The organism is Cobetia sp. cqz5-12, from assembly GCF_016495405.1.
GTDB lineage: Bacteria > Pseudomonadota > Gammaproteobacteria > Pseudomonadales > Halomonadaceae > Cobetia.
This window is the reverse complement of sequence record NZ_CP044522.1, coordinates 2,179,862-2,200,035: the sequence shown is the minus strand read 5'-3', so window position 1 is coordinate 2,200,035 and position 20,174 is coordinate 2,179,862. Positions and strand designations below refer to the sequence as shown.

Genomic DNA, 20,174 nt, shown 5'->3' with positions numbered 1-20,174 from the left:
GCCCTCAAGTTGGCGTCTGGTACGCCGATATTCACAGCATCCGTACGCCGATGTGGCGTCATCCACCTTCTCCCTCTATCCATTGTTCCTTTCAGGTAAACGCCATGGCCAGCAGCATGTTGAGTATCGGTGTCAGTGGTCTGCAAGCCGCCCAGACGGCGCTTGCCACCAACAGCAACAACATCGCCAACGTCTACACGCCGGGCTATAGCCGTGAAACGGTCGAACTGAGTGGTAGCAGTGGTGGCGGGGTCAGCGTGGCGTCGATCAGCCGTCAGACCGACAGCTATCTCTCGGCGCAGCTGGACAGCGCCATGAGCGCCAGCACGGCGCTTGAGACCCACGAAGCCAACATCAGTCAGATCGACAATCTCCTCGCCGATGACGAGGCGGGCCTGGCGCCGTTGATGCAGGAGTTCTTCGGCGCCATCGAAGGCGTGGCCAGTCAGCCGAGTGATCCGGCGGCGCGCGAGAGCCTGCTGGGCAGCGCCGAGAGCCTGGCCGGGCAGATCAATGCCTTCTCCGCCTATCTGGATGACATGGACTCTGCGGTCAATTCACGGCTCGGCGATGTGGTCGGCGACATCAACACTGCCACCAGCCAGATCGCCTCGCTCAACGAGCAGATTTCCCTGACGCGTGCACGTACCGGCGAAGAGCCACTCGGCCTGCTGGACCAGCGCGATCAGGCGGTGACCGACCTGCAGACGCTGGTCGGCGTCGAGGTGCAGGAACAGGATGGTCGGCTGAGCGTCAGCCTCGGCAATGGCCAGCTGCTGGTCAACGGCAGCAGCAATCACGAACTGGCCGTGGAGCCAGACCCGCAGGACATGAGCCGTTCGGTGGTCACCTACAGCGTGGCGCCGGGCGTCACCAGCGCCATCGATGAGGCGCAGCTCGAAGGCGGCACCCTGGGCGGGCTGTTGAGCTTCCGCGCCGACAGTCTCGAGCCGACCCAGAATCAGCTCGGCCAGTTGGCCGCGGGTCTGGCGTTGACCTTCAATGCCCAGCACGCCGACGGTGTCGACGCCAATGGCAACGTGGGGGGCGACTTCTTCACCCTCGGCGATCCGGAAGTGCTGCCGGCCAGCGGCAATGCCGCCGGCGCGGGCCTTGAGGTGACATTCGCCCCCGCCACCCAGCAGGAAGGTGACGACTTCTACAGCGTCGCGTTGACCGGTGATGACTACCGCCTGAGTCTTGAGGGCGGCACCTACCAGCTGGAAAACCTCAGCAGCGGCGCCGTTCAGACCCTGACCCCGGACAGCGAAGGCGTGATGCGCCAGTACGGCCTGGTGTTCACCGCCACCGGCATGGCGGACGGAGACAGCTTCACCATCCAGCCGACGCGCAATATCGCCGACACCTTCAACGTCGCGATCGACGAGGGCGCCGAGATTGCCGCGGGTTCCAGTGACGCCAGCCTCGACAACCGCAACATTCTCGCCCTGCAGTCGCTGCAGAGCAGCGACGCTCTGGGCAGCGCCGGCAGCTTCAATGATCACTACGCGTCACTGGTCAGCCAGGTCGGCAACCAGACACGTCAGGTGCAGGTCAACCTAGAGGCTCAGCAGGGCCTGACCGAGCAGCTGTCGGCGGCAGACCAGTCTATCTCGGGGGGCAATCTGGATGAAGAAGCCGCGGACCTGATCCGTTATCAGCAGTATTACCAGGCCAACGCCCAGGTCATCCAGACCGCGTCGACAGTGCTGGATACCATTCTGAACATCCGCTAACGAGGCCGTGATGCGCATCAGTACCCAAACCCTCTATGCCCAGGGCGTCACCTCGATGCTGGATCAGCAGGCGGCGTTCTCCAAGGTGTCCGAGCAGCTGGCCACCGGCAAGCGCGTGGTCAATCCCTCGGATGACCCGAGTGCGGCCAGCCAGGCGGTGACGATCTCGCAGTCCCAGGCCGTCAATGAGCAGTTCAGCGACAGCCGCACCACGGCGCGCAACAACCTCTCCATCGAGGAAAGCGCGCTCAATCAGGTCACTGACACCATCACGCGTGTCCAGAGCCTGATCGTGCAGGCGGGCAACGGCACTCTCAGTGACAGCGACCGCGATGCGCTGGCCACCGAGATTGAAGGCAGTCGCGAAGTGCTGCTGGGACTGGCCAACAGCACCGACGGCAATGGCAACTATCTGTTCGGCGGCATGAGCGGTGACACGGCGCCCTTTGGCGAGGATGGCACCTATCGCGGCGATGATCAGCAGCGCCAGCAACGCGTCGACAGCTCGCGCCTGATGGAGGTCAATCATACCGGCAGCCAGATCTTTGGCGGCGTGGCATCCGGCAATCAGCAGCTGGCCCGCCAGACCAGCGAGAGCGAGTCGTCACTGCCGATCACCTTCAAGGGGCCGGAAGTCATCGACGCCTCGGTGCGGGTCGATGGCGCGGCCTACAGCGTCAGCATCGATGCCACCGGTGTCACGATCAGCGGCACCGATGCCGAAGGCAATGATCTCCAGGTCCTGGATGGCGAAGGCGAGCCGCTGCCATCACCCGTGGCGTTCAGCGATGGCATGACCCTTGCGTTCAATGGCCTGTCGATGACGCTGTCCGGTGATGAGCAGCAGGTACTTGAAGCTCAGGCAGAAGGCAAGGCAACGCAGCTGGTGGTCGAGGAGGGCGAGGCCAGTGCCGATGTGTTCGCCAATCTGGATGGGCTGATCACTGCGCTGAGCACGCCGATCGAGAGCGAGGCCGATCAGGCCGCCTTCAACAACGCCATCTCGACCGCCAGTCGCCAGTTCAGCAACAGTCTCGACAATGTGCTGACGGTGCGTGCCGATGTCGGCACCAAGCTCAACGAGCTGGATTCACTGGATATCATCGGGGATGACCGTGAGCTCAACTATGCCTCGACCCGCTCGGACCTGATCGATCTGGATTACAACGAGGCGATCTCCGACTACTCGCTGACCCAGGTGGGACTGCAGGCCTCACAGCAGGCGTTCTCGGATATCTCGGGCATGTCGCTGTTCGACTATCTGCGCTGAGTGATGGCGTGACCGCGTTTGAGGAATGATGAAAAAGCCGCACTGGATACTCGCTCTCGCGATGGCATCCGGTGCGGCTCTTGCGTTCTGGTCGTTGCTTTTCAGATCTTTGCTTTTCAGGTCATTGCTTTTCAGGTCACTGCTTGCATGTCATGGCATCGTGCCCAGGCCTTCATGCACGGCCTGGAAGGCGCCCAGCGCCTGACGGAACAGCAGCGATAGCCAGTCCGTCATGCCCGGCATCATCAGCCACAGCATCGCGATACCCAGCAACAGGGTCAGCGGGAAGCCGATCGAGAACACCGACAGCTGCGGCGCCGAGCGGTTGAGTACGCCCATCGCGAGGTTGATCGCCAGCAGCGAGGCAACCAGCGGCAAGGCCAGCAGCAGGCCGGCACTGAACAGGCTGGCACTCCACAGCAACAGATTCTCGAGCCCGACAGGCCCCATGCGGCGCAGGTCGAGGGGAATCTCGTGGAAGTGGGTGACCAGGATTTCCAGCACCAGCAGATGGCCATTGAAGGCCAGAAACAGCAGCATGGCCAGCATGCCCAGCAGGCGCGACAGCACCTGGGTATTGGTGCCGGTGTCGGCCGAGAAGAAGCTGGCGAAGGCCAGCCCCATCTGCAAGCCGATGAATTCCCCCGCCGCCTCGACGATGGCGAAGGTGATGCGCATCACCAGCCCCAGTGCCAGACCGACGCCCATCTGCAAGGCCAGCTGCCAGACGGCGGCCGGGCCGAGCACATCCACAGGCGGCGGGCTATCGACCAGCGGCGCGATGATCAGCGCCAGGCCAAAGGCCATCAACAGGCGCACCGGCGTGGGCAGGCTGCGGTGACCGAACAGCGGCGCGCTGATCATGAACCCGGACAGGCGCGCGAAGGGCCACATCACGCTCAGCAGCAGGGCCTGGAGGTGCTCGGGGGACAGCAGGTCATTCGGCACGGGGACGACCTCCCGCGGGGGAAGCGACAGGCTTTATGGTGACTTGCATCGCTCATCCGATCAGGTGCGGGAAGCCGGTGAAGACGCTGTGCGTGAAGTCGATCAGCGTCTCCAGCAACCAGGGGCCGGCCAGTACCAGGGTGCCGAACACGCCGAGAATCTTGGGGATGAAGGACAGGGTCATCTCGTTGATCTGGGTCGCGGCCTGGAACAGGCTGACGATCAGGCCGATGAACAGGGCGCTGGCCAGCAGCGGGCTTGCCACCAACAGGGTGATGTACATGGCATGCGAGGCCAGGCTGGTGATGACTTCAGGGGTCATGGCGGCGCGTTCTCGATGGGAAGATGGGCAGATATGAGCTGTCGAGGCTGGCAATACCCGGTGGCGCGACACGGTTGCGCATCACGACTGGAAAGTCTGGTGACGGCGTGGCGACAGGGCCTGGCTCAATAGATGCTCTCTCAGTAGAAGCTTTCTCAGTAGAAGCTTTCTCAATAGAAGCTCTCGGCCAGCGACCCCAACAGCAGCTGCCAGCCATCGACCATCACGAACAGCATCAACTTGAAAGGCAGCGAGATGGTGGCGGGTGGCACCATCATCATCCCCAGCGCCATCAGTACGCTGGCGACCACCAGGTCGATGATCAGGAAGGGCACGAACAGGCTGAAGCCGATCTGGAAGGCCGTCTTCAGCTCGCTGGTGGCGAAGGCCGGCAGCAGCACGCGCCACGGCACGTCCTGCGGGGTCTGGATTTCCTCGACCTTGGCCAGGCGGGCGAACAGGGCAATATCCGGTTCACGCACCTGACCGAGCATGAAGTCGCGCAGCGGATCGCCGCCGCGTTCGATGGCTTCCTGCAGGCTGATGGCCTGGCTGTCATAGGGTTGCCAGGCCTCGTCGTAGATACGCTCCAGCACTGGCGACATCACGAAGAAGGTCAGAAACAGCGCGATGCCCACCAGCACCTGATTGGGCGGCGCAGACGCGGTGCCCAGCGCGGTGCGCAGCAGGCCGAGCACGATGATGATGCGAGTAAAGGCACTCATCATCAGCAAGGCCGCCGGCAGCAGGGCGAGGCCACTGAGCAGGATCAGCGTCTGGATATTCAGCGACCAGGACTCGCCGCCGTCCGGCAGTGGCTGGCTGGTCAGGCCGCTGAGCACATCGGCGTGTGCTGCCTGACTGGTCAGCAGGCAGGCCGACAATGCGATCAGGAGTCCAGTCAGCAGGCCTCCAGTCTTCAGCCCGCTTGCTCTCAAGCCCGGCGAAAGCCTTACCAGCCCCGTCATGAGCGAGGCTCCGCATCATCTGCCTTGTCTGAGGTAGTAGTTTGCGTCACATCAGAGGGCGTCGTGGCGGACGTGGCAGCCGGCGAGCGTCTGGCGAGACGGTCGCGCAGCAGCTCGGCGAAGCCGGCCGCGGCACCGCTCCCGCCTGTTGCGGAGGCAGGCGAGGCCAGCGATGCGTCGTTCGAAGTGCTGCCAGCGTGTGCGGGTACCAGGCCGCCATTCTCGGCCGTCAGCTCACCGAGGGAGGTGATACCCGCCGGCCCGACGCCCAGCAGCAATTGCTGGTTGCCCACCGCTACCACCACCAGGCTCTGCTTGTGACCCAGCGCCAGACGCGCCAGCGGGCGCAGGGCAATGCGATTGCCGCGCAGTGTCTGGGCACCCCCGAGTGTCTTCATCAACCATGCCAGCAGCAGGATCACACCGATCACGCCGGCAAGTGCCAGCCCGGTATTGACCAGGCTGGCCGCGCCCAGCGGTGAGCTTTGGCTTGTGTCGGCAGTCAGGTTTGCGTCGCTACCGAGAAAGGCCGGTGACGGCGCCTGGGTGCTGGCGTTGGTGTTGGCGCTGGCAGCGCTCAAGGGCGCTGTCTCGGCATCCGGCAGCAGGATCGCGCCATCAGGGGCATCGGAGGTCATGACAGGAACAGCCTTAGCGGTTGAGCTTCTGTACCCGCTCATTGGGGGTGATGATTTCCGTGATGCGGATACCGTACTTGTCCTCGACCACGACCACCTCGCCCTGGGCGATCAGGTAGCCGTTGATCAGGATGTCCATCGGCTCACCGGCCAGGCCATCCAGTTCGATCACCGAGCCCTGCGACAGCTCCAGCAGCTGCTTGATGGTCAGGCGCGTGCGTCCCAGCTCCACGGTCATCTTGACAGGGATGTCCATGATCATGTCCAGCTCGCGCGGGCGTGCGCCGCCACCGCTGCCATCGAGGGGCTCGAAGATGTCGCCGCCCTGGGGGGCAGCCTCACTCTGCTGTTCTTCCAGCGCCTTGGCCCACTCGTCGCCCATCTGCTCGGTCATCGCATCGGCCCAGGGGTCGTCAGTGCCGGATGTCGGGGAATTCGGGGTGGCCTTGGGCGCGGGCGCGTCTGGCGAATTGGGCTCACTCATCGCCGCTGTCCTCGCTGGCAGTGTTGATCGGATGATTGATGATGCGGGTCACGCGCAGGGCGCGGTGGCCATTGGCGCGACCGAAACCGGCTTCGAGCACCGGCACATTGTTGACGTAGGCGTTGACGCGCTCGGGCTTCTCGATGGGCAGCACATCGCCCACGGCAAGTTCGGCCAAGGCGCCCAGCGTGGTGGTGATGCTGGCAAAGTCGGCGTGCAGCTCGACATCGGTGGCGCGCACTTCCTTGCGCAGGCGCTCGCCCCAGCGGCTGTCACCCTCGGCGCTGGTTTCCTGCAGCGGGCTCGAGAGCAGCTCGCGGTGCGGCTCGATCATCGAGTAGGGCAGGCAGATCTGGAAGTCGCTGCTGTGATTGCCGACCTCCAGATGGAAGCTGGTGCACACCACGATCTCGTTGGGCGAGCTGGTGATATTGGCGAACTTGACCTGCATCTCGCTGCGCAGATAGTCGGCTTCCACGGCGTAGACCGCCGACCAGGCGTCGCGGTAGGCATTCAATGCCAGCTGCATCAGGCGCTGGATGACGCGTTGTTCGGTACGCGTGAATTCCCGTCCCTCTGACTTGGTCACGAAGCGACCATCACCGCCGAACAGGCTGTCGACGACCATGAACACGAGGCTGGGCGGAAACACCAGCATCGAGGTACCGCGCAGCGGCTTCATGGTGAACAGATTGATGTTGGTCGGCACCGGCACGTTGCGGGAAAATTCGTTGTAGCTCAGGAACTGCACCGGCCCGGCGGTGATATCGGCGCCGCGGCGGATCAGGTTGAACAACCCCATGCGGAACTGACGGCTGAAACGCGAGTTGATGATATCCAGGGCATGCAGGCGATCCCGGATGATGCGGTGCTGGCGTGCCGGGTCGAAGGGGCGAATGCGCGCTTCGGCGGGCGTGCTCGAGGCGTCAGCCGTTGCACCGCTGTCACCGTTCACGCCGGAGAGCAGAGCATCGATTTCGTCCTGTGACAGCAGATCGTCTTGAGCCATGGCCAGTTATTGCACGATGAAGTCGTTGTACAGCACGCCGGAGATGGCCAGTGGCTGGCCGCCTTCACTGTAGGGGCGCGAAAGCGCCTCGGTCAGGGTGCCTTGCAGCGCCTGCTTGCCGGCCTGGGTGATCAGCTCATCCGGGCTCTGGCCTGACAGCAACAGCAGCAGACGGCTCTTGAGTTCGGGCTTGAGTCCTTCCACGCGCGCCACCGCGTCCTGATCGGCCATCTTGAGCGTGATGCCGATATAGAGCAGGCGATTGCCGCGCGGGCTTTCCAGGTTGACCGTGAAAGGTGCCAGCGGCATGAAGACCGGCGGTGGCACGACCACGACTTCCGGCTCGGCTTCCTGTGCGGCCTTCTGATCACTGAGCATCGGCAGTGCGAAATAGACGGCCACTAGCGCCGCGATCACGGCACTCATCAGGCTGATGACCCCGATCAGCAGCCAAGAGCGACGCTGACTGGCGGGGGTGGTGATAATCGTTGACATCGTGGTGCGGTGTCCCTGGAGTCGGTAGCGGGGCCAGTATGACCGAAGGCGTGGTTATCGAACGGCGGAATAACGCCACGTGCGAGCGCTTACTTGAATGATGACGCGCCAGGCGGGCTTATCTGACAGCTCCCTGACAGAAGCTCTTGGCAAAAGCACCTGGCTAAGCACTTGGTAAAGCACCTGGTAAAAGCACTTGGTAAAACATCCGGCCCGTCATGCCTGCCATTCACGTCGTCCCCAGGCTATCTGGGATGCACTTGTGAGCTCGCCTGTGAGGTTGCTCGCGGCGAGGCTTCCCTCCATGGCGTCAGCGCTGGTGCTGGCGGCACTCGCCGGCTGACCCTCGAGGCGCTGGGCGAACTGACCCTGATTGGCCGAGTTGTCCGGCGTCTCGTCCCGAGGATCGTCCTGCTGCATGTCGTCCTGACTGCTGAAACTGATCGCCGTCAGCTCGTGCCCCTGAGATTCCAGCGCCTGACGCAGCTCGCTCAGGGATGACTCGACCGCCGAGCGCACCTGCTGGTGGCCCGCGACGAAGTGCGCGCTGGTGCCCTGCTCACCAATGTTGAGGCGAATGGTCAGCTTGCCCAGATTGGCTGGATTGAGCGCGATCTCGGCCTGTGGCGACTTGCTCAGCTGCATGCGTACCACCTGCTCGCTGAGTGCCTGTTGCCAGGCCTGAGTGCCGACGCTTGCGGGAATCAAGGCTCCCGCCTGTGATGTCATGCCCGTTGGATTGCCGGCAGCATTGCCCGTGCCATTGAGCAAGGCGCCGCTGCCTGCAGCGCTCGAACTCGATGCGCCGGCTGACACGCCAGCTGTTGACGCACCCGAGAGCTGGGACTGATCGGCACCGGCGCGTGAGCCGTTGGCATCAAGCAAAGCGCCGTCGGCCTTGGCGGTGACGCCTTCAATGGCCTCATCGGTCAGCGGGCCCAGCGCGCCATCGGTCAGCGAGGAGGGTGCCTCTGTGCTCAAGCTGCCTGCCGTTGTCGGAGAGGTCCTGTTGCTGGGCGCCTGATCCGCAATCGCGCCATCCAATCCCGCTGCCGCTGGGTTGCGCAGCGCGGCCAGCCAGTCACCTTGCAGCGCCGTGTTGCCTACCGTGTTGACCGCTGTATTGCCCGCTGTCGTGGCAGTTGTCGTGTTCAATGCTGTCTCGTCACCGCCAGAGGCGCCTTGGCCGCCTTGCGTGAGTTGCTGCAGCTGTTGCATGCGCGAGATACCGCGCTCGACGCTGCTATCCAGTCGTGAGACCTCGAGTGACTGCGCTGATGGCTGTCCTGCTGTCTGGCTTGCCGATGAGGGCTGGGCAGGCGGGAGGTTGCCGCTCTGAAGGGCGGCAGCGGCCGGGTCCGCAGTGGACGATGTCTCTGACGACGCTGCCTGAACCTGTTCGAGGTGCTGCGCATGCTTGTCTTCGGCGGCCTCGCGACGCTCGACACGCTGTTGCTGTGCCTCTTGCGTCTGCGTATGCATCGCTTGCCTATCCTGCTGGCGATCCTCGCGCTGCGCGCGGGACAGATGTGCCTCGAAGGCGCTCTCTGCGGAAGCCGAGCCGACGTCGTCGCGCGAACGAGTCGCCTCGGAGGCGACCTGGGCGCTGGTCGGTGCCCTTGTTGGCGAGATGGTTGGCGAGGTGGCCGACAACATCGAGATGCGTGCAGTGTCCGTCATGGTGTCACTCCTCAGACTGGCCGTCTTCAGCCATTGGCGCGGCGTAACCAGGCCTGGGTGGCTTGTTCATCACTCTGGCGTTGCTCGGCGGTGCGCGCCTGCAGTGCGGCGCTCAGGCTGGCGCGATCCGCCAGGCCCTGCCAGGCCGCGTGGGTCTGCTGTTCCTTCACCAGCCGCTGATGCTGATGGTGCGTCTGGGTCTGTTCCTGGGCTACCCGTACGCGACATTGGGCAATCGCCTTGTCCAGCGAGGCGATGAAGGCCTGATAGTTGTGCCAGCTGGCCGGGTCCAGCCCCTGCGTCAGGCGTGCCTGCATCTGCTGGCAGTAGTCGAGACGGTACTGCTCGAGGGTGACCAGTTGCTGGGCGGCGTTTTCCTGACGCTGACGCTGGCTGGTGAGCTGGCGCGCAGCGCCATCACGCCGGCGCTCGCTCAGCTGGGTCAGGGTGTCGAAACGTGACGATGAGATGGCCATTCAGTGAGGGTTCCCGATCAATGACAGGTGAAGGCGGCCATCATGGCTGGGCCAGCAATTGTTCGAGCATGTTCGTACTATCGGCAAGACTTGCGTGCTGTGTAGTGCCTTGTTGCAGGAAACGTCCCATCGGCTCGTGCAGGCGCACCGCGGCGTCGAGCACCTTGTCGTTGCCGGGCTGGTAGGCGCCGATAGCGATCAGGTCCTGATTGCGCTGATAACTGGAATAGAACTGCTTGAAGCGACGGGCGCGGGTGAGCTGCCGCTCCGGCGCCACCGCCGACATGGCGCGGCTGATCGAGGCTTCGATATCGATGGCCGGATAGTGGCCGCTTTCCGCAATGCGTCGCGACAGCACGATATGCCCATCCAGAATCGCGCGCGCACTATCGGCGATGGGGTCCTGCTGGTCATCGCCTTCGGTCAGCACGGTATAAAAGGCGGTGATCGACCCGCCGCCACGCCGGCCGTTGCCGGTGCGTTCCACCAGCGCCGGCAGCTTGGCGAATACCGAGGGCGGATAGCCCTTGGTGGCCGGTGGCTCGCCGATGGCCAGAGCGATCTCGCGCTGGGCCATCGCGTAGCGGGTCAGCGAATCCATGATCAGCAGCACATTTTGGCCCTTGTCGCGCAGGGACTCGGCGATGCGCGTCGCGTAGCTGGCGCCCTTGAGGCGATGCAACGGGGTCATATCGGCCGGCGTGGCCACGACCACGGCGCGCTTGAGGCCTTGTTCGCCGAGAATGTTCTCGATGAATTCCTGCACCTCGCGCCCACGCTCGCCGATCAGGCCGACCACGATCACATCGGCATCGGTGAAGCGCGCCATCATGCCCAGCAGCACACTCTTGCCGACGCCAGAACCGGCGAACAACCCCATGCGCTGACCACGGCCAACGCTCAGCAAGGCATTGATGGCACGTATGCCGACATCCAGCGGCGTGTCGATGGGTGCGCGCTCCAGCGGATTGAGCGGACGGCTCTCCAGCGGTGCATGTTCGACATCTTCCAGCGGGCCGAGGCCATCCAGCGGGCGTCCCACGCCATCGACGACCCGCCCGAGCAGCGCTTCGCCGACCGGATAGCGTCGCTCGCCGACATTGCCATGCCCGAGGGGAAATACTCGCGCGCCCGGTGCGACGCCGCTGAGTGGGTCGATGGGCATCAGGTAGAGGGTCTGATCGGCGAAGCCGACCACCTCGGCCTCGGCCGGCGGCAGGTTCGCGCCCAGCTCGACCAGACAGCTGGCGCCCACCGGCAGCCGCAGGCCGACCGCCTCCAGCACCAGGCCGGTCGCGCGTACCAGCCGGCCATTGCTGCGCTGGGGCTCGAGGCTCTCGACGCGCTCACGAATGGCGCCCAGCGCGCTGCGCCATTGCTGTGCGGAAGAGTGGCTCATGGCGTGTCACTCATGTGCGATCTCCTGCCAGCTCAGTGCGTGCCTGCTCTGGCTGTGCATGTTCTGACGCCTGGCGTTGCACGATGCGCGAGCCGCTGGCCTCGTCCTTGCCATGCAGGCTGCCATCGGCGCTGCCGCGATGGCGCAGCTGGCGTGACAGCATGTCCAGGCGGCTCTCGAGGCTGGCATCGTGACAGCCGCTGTCGGCCTCGGCGCGACACCCGCCGAGGCTCAGGCTGGCGTCCGGCAGACATTGCCAGCCCAGCCTGGCGAGCTGTTCGCCCATCGCCTGCTCGACGCGCGGCAGGTCGTCAGGATTCAGATACAGGCGCGGGCGGCCGATCAGCGGCGGGTCAGCCGCCAGCAGGCTGCGCACGCTGTCGATGATGTGCTCCGGGTGGGCACGAAATGCCTCGCGGGCCAGATGCTGACCGACGCTGATGGCCAGCGCCGCCAGCTCATCGCTGATCTGCTCATCCAGGCACGCCAGCGACTGCTGCAGGTTCTCGATCAGCGGTTCCAGCTGGGCGGCCTGTTGTTCGAGTGCCTGCTGGGCGGCCTCGGCCTGATGCGCCGCCTGCTCGGCGGCTTCCTGCCTTGCACGCGCCAGACCCGCTTCATAACCGGCTTTCTCACCCGCGGCATAGCCTTCGTCACGTGCCGCCTGTTGCTGCTCTAGCGTCTCCTGCTCGAAGGTCGAGCGAGCACGCTGTGCCATGCGCCGGATCAGACCGACATCCGGCGCCGCAGTGTGCGGCATGCCAGCTTGAAAGCCGCCACCCGACTGAGACGCTGTGGGCTTGCCATCCAGCGCGTCGAGTTCCAGCGGCTGCCATTGATGCATGTCGTCGCTGCTCGCCACGTCGTGCTCGGTCCACGGCTCAGGCGCGTCATGATGCGGATCAGAACTGGACATGGCGCTCACTAGACATAGTCCTCGCCACCGCTGTTGATCACGATCTCGCCGCTGTCGGCGAGTCGACGTACCGTCTGCAGGATGCTCTTCTGTTCGGCCTCGACCTGGCTGACACGCACCGGGCCACGCGCCTCCATGTCATCACGCAGCATCTCGGCGGCACGCTGCGACATGTTCTGCAGGAATTTCTGGATGATCGCCTCGGGGGAGCCCTTGAGCGCCGTGACCAGCGTCTCGTTGTCGATTTCCTTGAGCAGCAGCTGGATGGAGCGGTCCTCGAGCCCGACCAGATTCTCGAACACGAACATCTCGTCGATGATCTGCTGCGCCAGACTCTCGTCGTGGTGGCGCATCGCCTCGAGCACCTGCTCTTCCTGCTGCCCCGGCATCAGGTTGAGTATCTCGGCCGCGGTACGAATGCCGCCCATCTTGCTGCGCTTGAGGTTCTGGCCACTGAGCATGTTGCTCAGCACTTCGGTCAGTTCCTGCAGGGCTGCCGGCTGCACGCCACTGAAGGTGGCGATACGCAGCAGCACATCGTTGCGCAGGGTGTCGGAGAAGTGCTCGAGAATCTGCGAGGCCTGATGGCGCTCCAGGTGCACCATGATGGTGGCGATGATCTGCGGGTGCTCGTCGCGGATCATCTCGGCCACCAGCGGCGGCTCCATCAGGTTCAGCGTCTCGATGCCATTGTTCTGACCGGAGCTCTCGTAGATGTCTTCGAGCAGCGAGCTGGCACGCTCCTGACCCAGCGCCTTCACCAGCACCGAGCGGATATGGTCAGTGGAGAGCAGGTTGACGGCGCTGAACTGCTCGCTGTCGGCGTGGAATGCCTCCAGCGTCTTCGCCATCTGCTCCTGAGTGACCTGCGGCATGTTGGTCATCGTCGCGCTGAGCTGTTGGATCTCCTGGGCAGACAGGAACTTGAAGACCTCTGCGGCGCTGTCCTCGTCGAGGCTCATGATCAGGGCAGCGCTGCGTTCCATGTTCGTCAGTGTCTTACTCATGGTGACTCATCCAGTTCTTGAGGATCATGGCGACCATGCGCGGATCATCGCGGGCCATGTCACGTGCATCCTTGAGGTTCTGCTGATAGGTGGTCGGCGTGCGCGGGCCGCTGGCCGGTGCTGTCTGACTCGCCATCATGCTGCCCAGCTCACCGTTGGCCGTCGCCAGGCCTGACTCCATGCCGGCGATGCCACCCGCGGCGCTGCCGGCTGCCTGAGTGCCGGGCGGCTGACCGATGGTCTGGTAGGCCTCCTGCGGACGCAGCAGCGGGCGCAGCAACTTGCGATACAGCAGCCAGGCGATGAAACCGATGATCAGGTAGCGGCCAAGCTCGATGGCCAGCGCCTGCATCTCGGGATTGTTCAGCCACTTCTCCCACCATTGCTGCGGCGGGCCGGCGTTCTGCTGTTCGGCGGTCATGAAGGGCGCATTGATCACGCTTAGGCTATCGCCACGTTCGGCATTGAAGCCCATCGCCTCGCGCACCAGCGAATCGATCTGTGCCAGCTGGTCAGCAGCGAGCGGCTCGCTGATCGGGTTGCCGTCACTGTCCATGCTGCGACGGTGATTGATCACCACCGCCACCGAGAGATTGTCGAGGCGACCCAGGCGAGCACGGGTGTGGCGCACGCGCTTGTTGACTTCATAGTTGATGGTGCTGCTGCGCTGATAGTTGCTCAGACCGCTGGCCGCGTCGTCTGTCTGTGTTCTGCCATCAGCATTCGCCGCGTCATCGGCATTGATGGGCGAGGCGGCAATTCCCGGGGGCGTGTTGGAGAGGGCGCCCGGCACGCCGCCGATGCCGAGCATCTCGCCGGCGCCGGTGTTGTTGAGCTGTTCACTGCGCACTGCTGCGCTGCCCGGTTGCTGGTTGGGCGTGTAGTGCTCTTCGGTCTCTTCGGCGTGGGAGAAGTCGAGCTGAGCGCTGACCTCGGCGCGGAAGTTGTCGCGTCCCACCAGTGGCGTCAGCAGGGCATTGATGCGCGATTGATAGCTGCGCTCCAGGGCCTGGGCGTATTCCAGCGCACTGCCATCGAGGTTGAGCGCATCGCCCGCCGGGCGCGACAGCGGATTGCCGTCCTGGTCGACGACAGTGATATCTTCGCTTGCCAGGCCCTGCACGCTGCCGGCCACCAGATGCTGGATGGCCTGGATCTGACGTGCCTTGAGCTGCTGGCCGCCCTTGAGTTCAACCACGACGGAGGCCGTCGCTGGGCGGCGCTCGCGCACGAAGACGGAATCTTCCGGCAGCGCCAGGTGCACACGGGCGCTGGACACCGGCTCGAGACTGGCGATGGTGCGCGACAGTTCGCCGGACAGGGCGCGCTGATAATTGACGTGTTCGGTGAACTGGCTGATGCCGAAGGCCTGGGTATCCATCAGTTCGAAGCCGGAACCGCCCTGACTGGGCAGGCCCTGCTGGGCAAGTGCTAGGCGCAGGCGATAGACATCTTCCTTGGGGACCTCGACGGTGGCGCCTTCATTGCTCAGTCGATAGGGCACGCCGGTCTGCTCCAGCTGTGCGACGATCTCGCCGCCTTCGCTGGCGGGCAGGTCGCGATAGAGCACGCTCCACTGGGTGCCAGCGCCCCACAGCAACAACGCGACAATGACGGCCACGCTGAAGGCAGCCGCCATGATGAGCGGCAGGCGTGGCAATGCCGCCAGGCGCGCCAGCAAGGGATTGGCTGGCTTGTCCGGTGATGATGACGTCGACGAGGTGCCCGACTGGGGCGCTGTCTGGCTGGGTGTACTCATGCAGATGTCCGATAAGCGCCGTGGTCTGAACTCGCAGCGGGTGATTCCAGCAAGCAGGGCGAGACGTGAAAGCGAAGGGCCAACAACCTCACGTTTCGCATCGCCTTTTTGCGTAGGCTGGCCATTATCGAAGCTGAGCGCATATCCAATCAGACGAATAGCGTCGCAAAACAGGGGTATTAGTCACCTTCAGCCACTCGACTGACTGGTAGTCTGAGCCCCACTGAAAGCGGCAGATGAATGGCGCGCGTTGAGAAAGGAGAGGCGAGATGGCGATTGAGGCAGTCGGCGCGGCGATGTCATCCGCGATGACGGGCAGTCTGCAGCAGCTCGATCAGATGGCGGCGCAGGCGGCCGGGAGCAACGCTCAGCCGGTAGGCGCAGTGTCAGAGGCCAGCGGCGCGGATGCGCAGGGCTTTGCCGGCATGCTCAAGGATTCGCTGGCGCGCGTCAGCCAGTCACAGCAGGTCGCGGCAGGGCAGGCCAAGGCCTTCGAGTTGGGCAGCCCGGATGTCAGCCTCGATCAGGTCATGGTGGCGGGCCAGAAGGCCTCACTGGAATTCGAGATGACCGTGCAGGTGCGCAACAAGTTGCTCAGCGCCTACAAGGAAATCATGAATATGGCGGTGTGATTAAAACTCGCATTCCAATGAAAAAGGGCAGACGCTATGCGTCTGCCCTTTTTTTGTTTGCCGCTGGTGCTGCTGGTTATCGCTGGCTGAGGTTGAAATGCAAGAGCGCTGTTAACTAAAAGGACCCATATCAACAAGGCCACTATCCTCTGCCAGCTGCGGGCCTGCCACTCTTGATGAGTGACAGGCCCATGCAGCATGCGAGCCAGAGATCAGCCCAGCAGTGACAGCACGTTCTGCGGCACCTGGTTGGCCTGGGTCAGCATGGAAGTCCCTGCCTGCTGCAGAATCTGTGCAGTGGTCATGCTGGAGACTTCTTCTGCATAGTCAGCATCCTGAATACGCGACTGGGCAGACGCCAGGTTGGTTTCAGTCGTCGCCAGGTTGGTGATGGCAGAATCGAAACGGTTCTGCACGGCACCGAGGTCGGAACGCTGGCTGTCGATTTGCTTGAGAGCAGCATCGATTTGGGCCAGTGCTCCAGGTTGAGTGGTTACTGCTGTCCCAGCGACAGCAGAGCTCCAGTCAGCGCCATCTGTGACAGTATAAAAATCCCCGTCTTCTGCTGTAGCACCGACTGTCGCTACGCCTGAATCATTTAGTGCCAATGTGGCATTTTCAGTATTACCATCTTCGTCTGTGTAGGTGATTGCCGACCAATTAGTACCATCACTCTTATCACCACCAGCATCTGCCAGAGCGATAAGATTCCCATCATCATCTTTTGCTGCATACTGAGCAATAGTTCCATCTTCATCTTTAACTTCGTAGATTTCACCCAAAGTGCTATTGACTGCAACTACTTCGCCCAGCTCAGGTTCTGCTTGTTGTGTAGGGTCAAAATTAGTGAGAGATAATGAGGCTACATCTGTTTGTTTAAGGTCAATTGTAATTTTTTCGCCGTCATTGGCACCTACCTGAATTTCAAGACCTTGGTCTGCGGCAAGTACGTCAATACCATTGAAGCTTGTCTGCTCGGAGATACGATCAATCTCCTCAAGACGCATGGTGATTTCATCTTGGATGGAGCTCAGGTCATCGGCATTGTTGGTGCCGTTCTGTGCCTGGACAGTCAGCTCACGGACTCGCTGCAGGTTATCGTTGACCTGGTTCAATGCGCCTTCAGCGGTCTGTGCAACAGAGATGCCGTCGTTGGCGTTACGCTGTGCCTGGGACAGGCCGGTGATCTGGGAATCCATGCGGTTGGCGATGGCCTGGCCGGCGGCGTCGTCCTTGGCGCTGTTGATGCGCAGGCCGGAGGACAGACGTTCCATGGAGGTGTTCAGGGCGTTCTGGGACTGATTCAGGTTCTGCTGAGTCACCATGGAAAGGGTGTTGGTATTGATCACTGAAGCCATGTGTCACTTCCTGTCGTAATGGGGAGATAGATGGCGTGTCGCCAGTAACGACTCCTGTGCCGTTGCTTCAGTTATCGTCGCGGCGCGACAGAACTTTAGAAATTTTTTGCGGCCTTTTGATGTTGCTCGTTCCGGCTGAGTTTCTGGCTCTGCCCGCGAGATGCTCGCGACATTCGTCGACCTGCTGGTGGGGGCGTGTCTCGTCTTACCTTTCTGTCTCTTCCAGCCTGCCTTCGTTTCCGTCTCCCCGAGGCGGAGTGGCGACGTAAGGCAGGAAAGCCGTCGCTGAGGGTAGCTATTCGAGCGAATGGTTTGTGGCGGGGGCGCGACAATACGCTGGGAACAGGAGTCCCGAGGATGGGGGCACGACCCTGAGTCAAACGACCCCGAGGGATGCAAGCGAGGACCAGGACGCCGATGTATACCGCCAAAGGGCGCATGGCCCAGCAGGATATCTACACCGAGTATCAGCCGCTGGTGCGCCGGATCGCGCTGCAGTTGCAGGTGCGCTTGCCAGCGAGTGTCGATCTCGAGGATCTGATTCAGGCCGGCATGTTGGGGTTGTGCGAATGCGTGGGCCGCTATGAGCAGGGCCACGGTGCCAGCTTTGCCACCTATGCCAGTCAGCGCATCCGGGGTGCGATGCTCGATGAGCTGCGCTCGCGAGACTGGTTGCCGCGCAGTGTGCGCCGGGCCGGGCGCGAGCTTGAGAGCGTGATCCAGCAACTGGAGCAGAGCCTGGGCTATCCGCCCGAGGAGACCCAGATCGCCGCTGTCATGGGGCTTGAGCTGGAGGATTACCGACGCCTGCTGCTGGATACCAACAATGGCATGGTGATGTCGCTGGACGAGATGATGGATGAGGAAGGCGGGCTGGCGGGTGGTCATGCCTCGCCCGAGGCGACGCCCTTCACCACGCCGTTTGCCTTGCCGCATGATGCGCTGGAAGAGGCCGATACGCGGCGGGCCTTGAATGAGGCCATCGCGCGGCTGCCGGAGCGCGAGAAGCTGTTGATGGCGCTCTATTATCAGGAGAAGCTCAACCTCAAGGAGATCGGCGCGGTACTCGATGTCACCGAATCGCGTGTCTCGCAGCTGCATTCCCAGGCCGTACGCCGTCTGCAGGGAGTGCTGGCGCCGCATCTGGTAGCGCGGGCGGGCAAGCGTCGCCGCTGAGCCTCTATCCTGAGACTCTATCGTTTTGAGCCTTCTTCGTTTCCCCGAGCTTTATCCTTTTGCTGAACCGTCTTGCTGTTACGCCTGCCCTTGTTCCTCCTATCTCAGTTTCTCCTGTCCCTGTGTCGCCCGCCCCAACCAAGAACACCGCCCCGAGAGGCGGTGTTCTTGTCTATCACTCGAGCATGTCGTCAGACGTGATCAGTAGCTCTCACGCTCCGGCTCCGACTTGACGCGACGTTCCTCTTCGCTGAGGTGCTGTGCCTGCTCGTCGATATGGCCATCCAGGTGCCAGTCGTCTTCCATGCCGGTGACGCGGTCGTTCATCACGCCTTCCTCATTGTCGACCTGCTGCACGACGCCTTCTTCTGCTTCGGAGGTTGCTTCCTGTTGCTGGGCGGCGAGTTCTTCCTCGCTCGGCTCCGGCTCAGGTTCGGCATCGAAGTCGAATTCCAGCTGACCGGTTTCCGGCTCGGTGATGGCTTCCTCGACCCAGGCGGCACTCAGCGGACTGGTGGTGGAGGGCGCCACCACATAGTGACCGGGGTGATCGCCTTCCTCGGCATCCAGCACCTGTCGCGGCTTGCTGGTGACACTGGCGGCCAGAATCACGATCAGTACGTGAATGGCGGTCAGGGTGTAGAGGAAGCCGACGGCCCCGAAGCGCTCCATCAGCAGACCCGCGGTGAGCGGGCCCAGAATCGCGCCCGCGCCATGCATCAGTACCAGCGTGCCGCTGGCGGAGATGATTTGTGGCGTGGTCAGCAGGTTGTTGGCCGCCGCCAGGAACAGCGAGTACTGGGTCAGGATCAGCCCGCCGAGCCCCGCCCCCAGCAGCGCCATGGTCAGCATGCTGCCACCACTGAACGGCACGCCGCCGATGGACAGCGCGATCGCCCCGAGACTGCAACCCAGAATCACCTTCTTGGCCGAGAGCTTGTCGGAGAGTTTGCCCAGCGGCCATTGCAGCAGGGCGGCCCCCAGGATGAAGGCACCCATGAACCAGGAGACTTCCTGCACCGGCAGGCCGGCGCGGTCGGCATACACCGCGCCCATGCCGAAGACGGTGCCGTTGGCGATACCGGTGGCGAAGCCGCCCAGGGTGCCCAGCGGCGCGAGGCGCAGCAGGCGCACCAGCCCCATGGCCTCCGGCTGTGCGCCTTCCGGTTGCGGTGAGGCGGAAAGCAGCATTGGCACCAGCGCCAAGGACATGATCACCGAGACCAGGATGAACAGCAGATAGGTATTCGGGTTGGCGACGTTGAGCAGCAACTGGCCGCCGCCCATGCCCAGATAGGTGATCACCATGTAGATGGCCAGCAGGCGGCCCCGCATCTGGTTGGTCGCCTGGCTGTTGAGCCAGCTTTCTGCCACCACGTAGAGACCGGCGAAGGCGAAACCGGTGATGAAGCGCATCGCGATCCACACCTCGGGCACCACATAGAGTGCGTGGATCAGGATACACACCGAGGTGATGGAGGCCAGCGCCGCGAAGGTGCGCACATGGCCGACCCGACGCAGCTTGCGCGGTGCAAGTGTCGAGCCCAGCAGGAAGCCGGCGAAGTACGCCGACATGATGATGCCCGTCATGGTGTTGCTGAAGCCTTCCGAGGAAGCACGAATCCCCAACAGACTGCCCTGCAGCCCGTTGGCCAGCATCAGCATCCCCATTCCCAGCAGCAGCGACCACAGAACGACCGCTGCGCCGAGACTGCTGGTCGGCTGCAGTCGTTTGGGCGACGTGTCGAGCGGCTCGGTCTCGAAGGTGGGAGTGGGTACGGCTTCCTGCTGGGGGTGCGGCATGGAAGGGGCCTCATCGGTCAGGGTCGGGACCGTTCAAGCGGTGCCGACGAGATGTCAGGTACGACACTTGCGTGCGTGGTGGTGGTCAGTCGTGATCG

General features: G+C 63.2%; 19 protein-coding genes. 4 read left to right on the top strand and 15 right to left on the bottom strand.

Annotated features, from left to right (window positions below; genetic code table 11):
- The first annotated feature begins 104 nt into the window (after window positions 1–104).
- Window positions 105–1,736: a flagellar hook-associated protein FlgK gene (gene flgK, locus F8A90_RS09275; RefSeq protein WP_200016796.1), complete on the top strand. Its 1,632-nt coding sequence runs from the start codon at window positions 105–107 to the stop codon at window positions 1,734–1,736.
- Window positions 1,737–1,746: 10 nt separating this feature from the next.
- Window positions 1,747–3,006: a flagellar hook-associated protein FlgL gene (gene flgL / locus F8A90_RS09270; protein WP_200016795.1), complete on the top strand. Its 1,260-nt coding sequence runs from the start codon at window positions 1,747–1,749 to the stop codon at window positions 3,004–3,006.
- A gap of 150 nt (window positions 3,007–3,156) precedes the next feature.
- Here the strand turns inward: flgL and fliR are convergent, their stop codons facing one another.
- From fliR to fliF, 13 genes are all read right to left on the bottom strand, one after another.
- The gene (gene fliR / locus F8A90_RS09265) at window positions 3,157–3,954 is read right to left on the bottom strand and encodes a flagellar biosynthetic protein FliR (protein WP_233593262.1); all 798 of its coding nucleotides are present in this window, start codon (window positions 3,952–3,954) and stop codon (window positions 3,157–3,159) included.
- 52 nt (window positions 3,955–4,006) lie between these two features.
- The gene (fliQ, locus tag F8A90_RS09260; RefSeq protein WP_200016794.1) at window positions 4,007–4,276 is read right to left on the bottom strand and encodes a flagellar biosynthesis protein FliQ; all 270 of its coding nucleotides are present in this window, start codon (window positions 4,274–4,276) and stop codon (window positions 4,007–4,009) included.
- A gap of 170 nt (window positions 4,277–4,446) precedes the next feature.
- Window positions 4,447–5,244, bottom strand: coding sequence for a flagellar type III secretion system pore protein FliP (gene fliP, locus F8A90_RS09255; protein ID WP_325096907.1), 798 nt, complete (start codon window positions 5,242–5,244; stop codon window positions 4,447–4,449).
- Complete coding sequence (gene fliO, locus F8A90_RS09250) at window positions 5,241–5,882, bottom strand: flagellar biosynthetic protein FliO (RefSeq protein WP_200016793.1); 642 nt, start codon at window positions 5,880–5,882, stop codon at window positions 5,241–5,243. The genes fliP and fliO overlap by 4 nt, the downstream gene beginning before the upstream one ends.
- 13 nt (window positions 5,883–5,895) lie before the next feature.
- Complete coding sequence (fliN, locus tag F8A90_RS09245; RefSeq protein ID WP_107334750.1) at window positions 5,896–6,366, bottom strand: flagellar motor switch protein FliN; 471 nt, start codon at window positions 6,364–6,366, stop codon at window positions 5,896–5,898.
- Window positions 6,359–7,375 carry a flagellar motor switch protein FliM gene (gene fliM, locus F8A90_RS09240; RefSeq protein ID WP_200016792.1) on the bottom strand — a complete coding sequence of 339 codons (1,017 nt, stop codon included), beginning with the start codon at window positions 7,373–7,375 and terminating at the stop codon, window positions 6,359–6,361. The genes fliN and fliM overlap by 8 nt, the downstream gene beginning before the upstream one ends.
- A 6-nt stretch (window positions 7,376–7,381) precedes the next feature.
- Complete coding sequence (locus F8A90_RS09235) at window positions 7,382–7,870, bottom strand: flagellar basal body-associated FliL family protein (protein WP_200016791.1); 489 nt, start codon at window positions 7,868–7,870, stop codon at window positions 7,382–7,384.
- Between the two features lie 216 nt (window positions 7,871–8,086).
- Window positions 8,087–9,550, bottom strand: coding sequence for a flagellar hook-length control protein FliK (locus F8A90_RS09230; protein ID WP_200016790.1), 1,464 nt, complete (start codon window positions 9,548–9,550; stop codon window positions 8,087–8,089).
- 26 nt (window positions 9,551–9,576) lie between these two features.
- Window positions 9,577–10,026 (bottom strand): flagellar export protein FliJ, encoded by a 450-nt coding sequence (fliJ, locus tag F8A90_RS09225; RefSeq protein WP_200016789.1) that lies wholly within the window; start codon window positions 10,024–10,026, stop codon window positions 9,577–9,579.
- A 40-nt stretch (window positions 10,027–10,066) separates the two neighbouring features.
- Complete coding sequence (gene fliI, locus F8A90_RS09220; RefSeq protein WP_200016788.1) at window positions 10,067–11,425, bottom strand: flagellar protein export ATPase FliI; 1,359 nt, start codon at window positions 11,423–11,425, stop codon at window positions 10,067–10,069.
- A gap of 10 nt (window positions 11,426–11,435) precedes the next feature.
- Window positions 11,436–12,341, bottom strand: a complete 906-nt coding sequence (locus F8A90_RS09215; RefSeq protein WP_200016787.1) for a FliH/SctL family protein — start codon at window positions 12,339–12,341, stop codon at window positions 11,436–11,438.
- Between the two features lie 8 nt (window positions 12,342–12,349).
- A complete protein-coding gene (gene fliG, locus F8A90_RS09210) occupies window positions 12,350–13,348 on the bottom strand; it encodes a flagellar motor switch protein FliG (RefSeq protein ID WP_153635809.1) in 999 nt (332 codons plus the stop codon).
- A complete protein-coding gene (fliF, locus tag F8A90_RS09205) occupies window positions 13,341–15,107 on the bottom strand; it encodes a flagellar basal-body MS-ring/collar protein FliF (protein ID WP_200016786.1) in 1,767 nt (588 codons plus the stop codon). Before fliF ends, fliG begins: the two co-directional genes overlap by 8 nt.
- A gap of 269 nt (window positions 15,108–15,376) precedes the next feature.
- On the opposite strand from fliF, the gene fliE reads away from it, so the two are divergent.
- A complete protein-coding gene (gene fliE / locus F8A90_RS09200; protein ID WP_233593261.1) occupies window positions 15,377–15,739 on the top strand; it encodes a flagellar hook-basal body complex protein FliE in 363 nt (120 codons plus the stop codon).
- A 212-nt stretch (window positions 15,740–15,951) separates the two neighbouring features.
- On the opposite strand, the gene F8A90_RS09195 is transcribed toward fliE, so the two are convergent.
- Complete coding sequence (locus F8A90_RS09195) at window positions 15,952–17,097, bottom strand: FliC/FljB family flagellin (RefSeq protein WP_200016785.1); 1,146 nt, start codon at window positions 17,095–17,097, stop codon at window positions 15,952–15,954.
- A 417-nt stretch (window positions 17,098–17,514) separates the two neighbouring features.
- Here F8A90_RS09195 and F8A90_RS09190 point away from each other — a divergent pair, with 417 nt between their 5' ends.
- The gene (locus F8A90_RS09190; RefSeq protein WP_200016784.1) at window positions 17,515–18,273 is read left to right on the top strand and encodes an RNA polymerase sigma factor FliA; all 759 of its coding nucleotides are present in this window, start codon (window positions 17,515–17,517) and stop codon (window positions 18,271–18,273) included.
- Window positions 18,274–18,474: 201 nt separating this feature from the next.
- Here F8A90_RS09190 and F8A90_RS09185 read toward each other — a convergent pair whose 3' ends face one another.
- Entirely contained in the window at window positions 18,475–20,076 is a 1,602-nt protein-coding gene (locus F8A90_RS09185) for an MFS transporter (RefSeq protein ID WP_200016783.1), read from the bottom strand.
- Window positions 20,077–20,174: the final 98 nt, after the last annotated feature.